The following is a 5,479-nucleotide window of genomic DNA, read 5'->3' as shown; positions in this document are numbered from 1 at the left end:
CGGTGGGTGTGTGTTCTTTGAGAACTCGATAGTGTGATGATGAATTGTCTGATGCCAATTTTGTTTGGCATTGTGTGTCCAAGTGTTTTTGGATGGATGATGATTTTTTTTGTGGCATCTGTTCCTCCTCGTGGGGCAGGTGTTGCTTGTTTTTGGATTGGTCAGGTTTTTCTTTCCTGATTGTGTTGAAACTGTGCTGGCCTTTGGGTTGGTTGTTTCGATGTTTTTTCATGGAGAGTTTGATCCTGGCTCAGGACGAACGCTGGCGGCGTGCTTAACACATGCAAGTCGAACGGAAAGGCCCAGCTTGCTGGGTACTCGAGTGGCGAACGGGTGAGTAACACGTGGGTGATCTGCCCCTGACTTTGGGATAAGCCTGGGAAACTGGGTCTAATACCGGATATGACTCGAGGTTGCATGGCTTCGGGTGGAAAGCTTTTGCGGTTGGGGATGGGCCCGCGGCCTATCAGCTTGTTGGTGGGGTAATGGCCTACCAAGGCGACGACGGGTAGCCGACCTGAGAGGGTGATCGGCCACACTGGGACTGAGACACGGCCCAGACTCCTACGGGAGGCAGCAGTGGGGAATATTGCACAATGGGCGCAAGCCTGATGCAGCGACGCCGCGTGAGGGATGACGGCCTTCGGGTTGTAAACCTCTTTCACCAGGGACGAAGCGCAAGTGACGGTACCTGGAGAAGAAGCACCGGCCAACTACGTGCCAGCAGCCGCGGTAATACGTAGGGTGCGAGCGTTGTCCGGAATTACTGGGCGTAAAGAGCTCGTAGGCGGTTTGTCGCGTCGTCTGTGAAATTCTGCAGCTTAACTGTAGGCGTGCAGGCGATACGGGCAGACTTGAGTACTACAGGGGAGACTGGAATTCCTGGTGTAGCGGTGAAATGCGCAGATATCAGGAGGAACACCGGTGGCGAAGGCGGGTCTCTGGGTAGTAACTGACGCTGAGGAGCGAAAGCGTGGGTAGCGAACAGGATTAGATACCCTGGTAGTCCACGCCGTAAACGGTGGGTACTAGGTGTGGGTTCCATTTCACGGGATCCGTGCCGTAGCTAACGCATTAAGTACCCCGCCTGGGGAGTACGGCCGCAAGGCTAAAACTCAAAGGAATTGACGGGGGCCCGCACAAGCGGCGGAGCATGTGGATTAATTCGATGCAACGCGAAGAACCTTACCTGGGTTTGACATACACCAGACGCCAGCAGAGATGTTGGTTCCCTTGTGGTTGGTGTACAGGTGGTGCATGGCTGTCGTCAGCTCGTGTCGTGAGATGTTGGGTTAAGTCCCGCAACGAGCGCAACCCTTGTCCTGTATTGCCAGCGGGTTATGCCGGGGACTTGCAGGAGACTGCCGGGGTCAACTCGGAGGAAGGTGGGGATGACGTCAAGTCATCATGCCCCTTATGTCCAGGGCTTCACACATGCTACAATGGCTGGTACAGAGGGCTGCGATACCGTGAGGTGGAGCGAATCCCTTAAAGCCAGTCTCAGTTCGGATTGGGGTCTGCAACTCGACCCCATGAAGTCGGAGTCGCTAGTAATCGCAGATCAGCAACGCTGCGGTGAATACGTTCCCGGGCCTTGTACACACCGCCCGTCACGTCATGAAAGTCGGTAACACCCGAAGCCGGTGGCCTAACCCTTGTGGAGGGAGCTGTCGAAGGTGGGATCGGCGATTGGGACGAAGTCGTAACAAGGTAGCCGTACCGGAAGGTGCGGCTGGATCACCTCCTTTCTAAGGAGCATTTGACGTGCATGCATGTGGAAGCGTGTGTGTGCGGAGTCCTGTTTGTGGCCGAGTGTGCTGCACAGGGAAGCTCAAGGGTGAAACATCAGACAGGATTGTTGTGTGCCGGCGTGTGCTGGTAGGCGCGGTCTTCCGCTTGTCCGTGAGGTGGGTGGGTTTGTTGTCACGCTATCGGGGTTCTGAGGGAACACACGTTTCTTCTGGGCTTGCATGGCGATGATTGTGGTGAGGGTTCCTGTGATGGGGGCTGGAGCGGTCAGGGTTGTGCAGGTGTGTGTTGTTTGAGAAGTGCATAGTGGATGCGAGCATCTTTATTTTTGCAATGCATTACGAATCATTTTTGGTTTGTGTGTTTTGTTCGAGTTTTTGTTTTTCTACATTTTCGCGGGGGTTTGTTCCCCTGTGGGTTTGTAGGTGTTGTTGTAAGTGTTTTAGGGCGTTCGGTGGATGCCTTGGTACCAGGAGCCGATGAAGGACGTGGTAGGCCGCGATAGACCTCGGGGAGTTGTCAAACGAGCTGTGATCCGAGGGTGTCCGAATGGGGAAACCCAGCACGAGTGATGTCGTGTTACCACCCAGTGAATGTATAGCTGGTGTGGGGGGAACGTGGGGAAGTGAAACATCTCAGTACCCATAGGAAGAGAAAACAATTGTGATTCCGTGAGTAGTGGCGAGCGAAAGCGGAGGAGGCTAAACCATGCGCATGTGATACCGGGTAGGGGTTGTGTGTGTGGGGTTGTGGGGTTCATCTTCTTCCATCTACCTGTGGAAGCGTGAGTGAGAAAATCGTGTGTTAGGTGAAGTGGCCTGGAATGGTCTGCCGTAGTCGGTGAGAGTCCGGTAGCTGAAAACATGCGGTCTTGCGTGATGGGTGCCCAAGTAGCAGCGGGCTCGTGGAATCTGCTGTGAATCTGCCGGGACCACCCGGTAAGCCTGAATACTTCCTGGTGACCGATAGCGGACTAGTACCGTGAGGGAAAGGTGAAAAGTACCCCGGGAGGGGAGTGAAATAGTACCTGAAACCGGACGCTTACAATCCGTCAGAGCCTGTGCATCGTTTGGTCGGTGGTGGGTGATGGCGTGCCTTTTGAAGAATGAGCCTGCGAGTTAGTGCTCAGTGGCGAGGTTAACCCGTGTGGGGTAGCCGTAGCGAAAGCGAGTCTGAATAGGGCGTTGATAGTCGCTGGGTCTAGACCCGAAGCGGAGTGATCTACCCATGGCCAGGGTGAAGCGACGGTAAGACGTCGTGGAGGCCCGAACCCACTTCAGTTGAAAATGGAGGGGATGAGTTGTGGGTAGGGGTGAAAGGCCAATCAAACTCCGTGATAGCTGGTTCTCCCCGAAATGCATTTAGGTGCAGCGTTGCGTGTTTCTTGCCGGAGGTAGAGCTACTGGATGGCCGATGGGCCCTACTAGGTTACTGACGTCAGCCAAACTCCGAATGCCGGTAAGTGAGAGCGTGGCAGTGAGACTGCGGGCGATAAGGTTCGTAGTCGAGAGGGAAACAGCCCAGATCGCCGGCTAAGGCCCCTAAGCGTGTACTAAGTGGAAAAGGATGTGGGGTCGCGAAGACAACCAGGAGGTTGGCTTAGAAGCAGCCACCCTTGAAAGAGTGCGTAATAGCTCACTGGTCAAGTGATCCTGCGCCGACAATGTAGCGGGGCTCAAGTACACCGCCGAAGCCGCGGCACTCACATAAGCCCGTCACTGCCTTACGGGGTGGTGGCCAGGTGTGTGGGTGGGTAGGGGAGCGTCCTGCATCCGTGGAAGCCACAGAGTGATCTAGTGGTGGAGGGTGTGGGAGTGAGAATGCAGGCATGAGTAGCGAAAGCAGAGTGAGAAACTCTGCCGCCGAATGACCAAGGGTTCCTGGGCCAGGCTAATCCGCCCAGGGTGAGTCGGGACCTAAGGCGAGGCCGACAGGCGTAGTCGATGGACAACGGGTTGATATTCCCGTACCCGTGTATCCGCGCCCATGCTGAATCAGTTGTACTAACCACCCAAATCCCAACAGACTACCTTCGGGTAGCTGGCGGGGGCTGCGTGGGACCTCGGCTGGTAGTAGGCAAGCGATGGGGTGACGCAGGAAGGTAGTGGTGCCAGGTGGTGGAAGTCCTGGTGTAAGCCTGTAGGGCGAGACATAGGCAAATCCGTGTTTCATGTGCCTGAGAGGTGATGCGTAGCCGTTGCGGCGAAGTCCATGATCCTATGCTGCCGAGAAAAGCCTCTAGTGAGTTGGTACACGGCCCGTACCCCAAACCAACACAGGTGGTCAGGTAGAGAATACTAAGGCGATCGAGAGAACTGTGGTTAAGGAACTCGGCAAAATGCCCCCGTAACTTCGGGAGAAGGGGGACCTCGCTTGGTGACCGTCTTGACGACGTGAGCTGGGTGGGGTCGCAGAGACCAGAGAGAAGCGACTGTTTACTAAAAACACAGGTCCGTGCGAAGTCGTAAGACGATGTATACGGACTGACGCCTGCCCGGTGCTGGAAGGTTAAGAGGACCGGTTAATGCACCTTTGGTGTGTGAAGCTGAGAATTTAAGCCCCAGTAAACGGCGGTGGTAACTATAACCATCCTAAGGTAGCGAAATTCCTTGTCGGGTAAGTTCCGACCTGCACGAATGGCGTAACGACTTCTCTGCTGTCTCAACCACAGACTCGGCGAAATTGCAGTACGAGTAAAGATGCTCGTTACGCGCGGCAGGACGAAAAGACCCCGGGACCTTCACTATAGCTTGGTATTGGTGTTCGGTTCGGTTTGTGTAGGATAGGTGGGAGACTGTGAAGCGGCCACGCCAGTGGTTGTGGAGTCGTTGTTGAAATACCACTCTGATCGTATTGGACTTCTAACCTCGGACCCTGATCGGGTTCAGGGACAGTGCCTGGTGGGTAGTTTAACTGGGGCGGTTGCCTCCCAAAATGTAACGGAGGCGCCCAAAGGTTCCCTCAGCCTGGTTGGCAATCAGGTGTTGAGTGTAAGTGCACAAGGGAGCTTGACTGTGAGACGTACATGTCGAGCAGGGACGAAAGTCGGGACTAGTGATCCGGCACCGGCAAGTGGAAGCGGTGTCGCTCAACGGATAAAAGGTACCCCGGGGATAACAGGCTGATCTTCCCCAAGAGTTCATATCGACGGGATGGTTTGGCACCTCGATGTCGGCTCGTCGCATCCTGGGGCTGGAGTAGGTCCCAAGGGTTGGGCTGTTCGCCCATTAAAGCGGCACGCGAGCTGGGTTTAGAACGTCGTGAGACAGTTCGGTCTCTATCCGCCGCGCGCGTTAGAAACTTGAGGAAACCTGTCCCTAGTACGAGAGGACCGGGACGGACGAACCTCTGGTGTGCCAGTTGTCCCGCCAGGGGCACTGCTGGTTAGCTACGTTCGGAAGGGATAACCGCTGAAAGCATCTAAGCGGGAAGCCTGTTCCAAGATGAGGTTTCTCACCACCTTCGAGTGGTTAAGGCCCCCTACAGACCATGGGGTTGATAGGCCAGAACTGTACGCCTAGTAATAGGTTCAGGTGACTGGTACTAATCGGCCGAGGACTTACCAACAACATCTAACACTCAAAAGATTGACTCGCATCCACTATGTACTTCCGAGACAACACACAACAAACAAACCCTGTTGTGTGGGGTTTCATAATGTTACGGCGGCCATAGCGGAGGGGAAACGCCCGGCTCCATTCCGAACCCGGAAGCTAAGCCCTCCAGCGCC

The 5,479-nt window shown here is 55.2% G+C and carries 3 rRNA genes; all 3 read left to right on the top strand.

From position 1 onward, the window contains the following. Positions 1-227: 227 nt before the first annotated feature. Positions 228-1,748 (top strand): 16S ribosomal RNA (locus tag MKW15_RS23925). 432 nt (positions 1,749-2,180) lie between these two features. Then, positions 2,181-5,316: ribosomal RNA gene (locus MKW15_RS23920) — 23S ribosomal RNA — on the top strand. Between the two features lie 94 nt (positions 5,317-5,410). Then, a 5S ribosomal RNA gene (rrf, locus tag MKW15_RS23915) occupies positions 5,411-5,479 on the top strand; the annotation flags it as partial.

The organism is Gordonia gummivorans, from assembly GCF_022513585.1.
GTDB lineage: Bacteria > Actinomycetota > Actinomycetes > Mycobacteriales > Mycobacteriaceae > Gordonia.
Note: the sequence above shows the minus strand (reverse complement) of the source record. Positions and strands in the feature narration are given on the sequence as shown.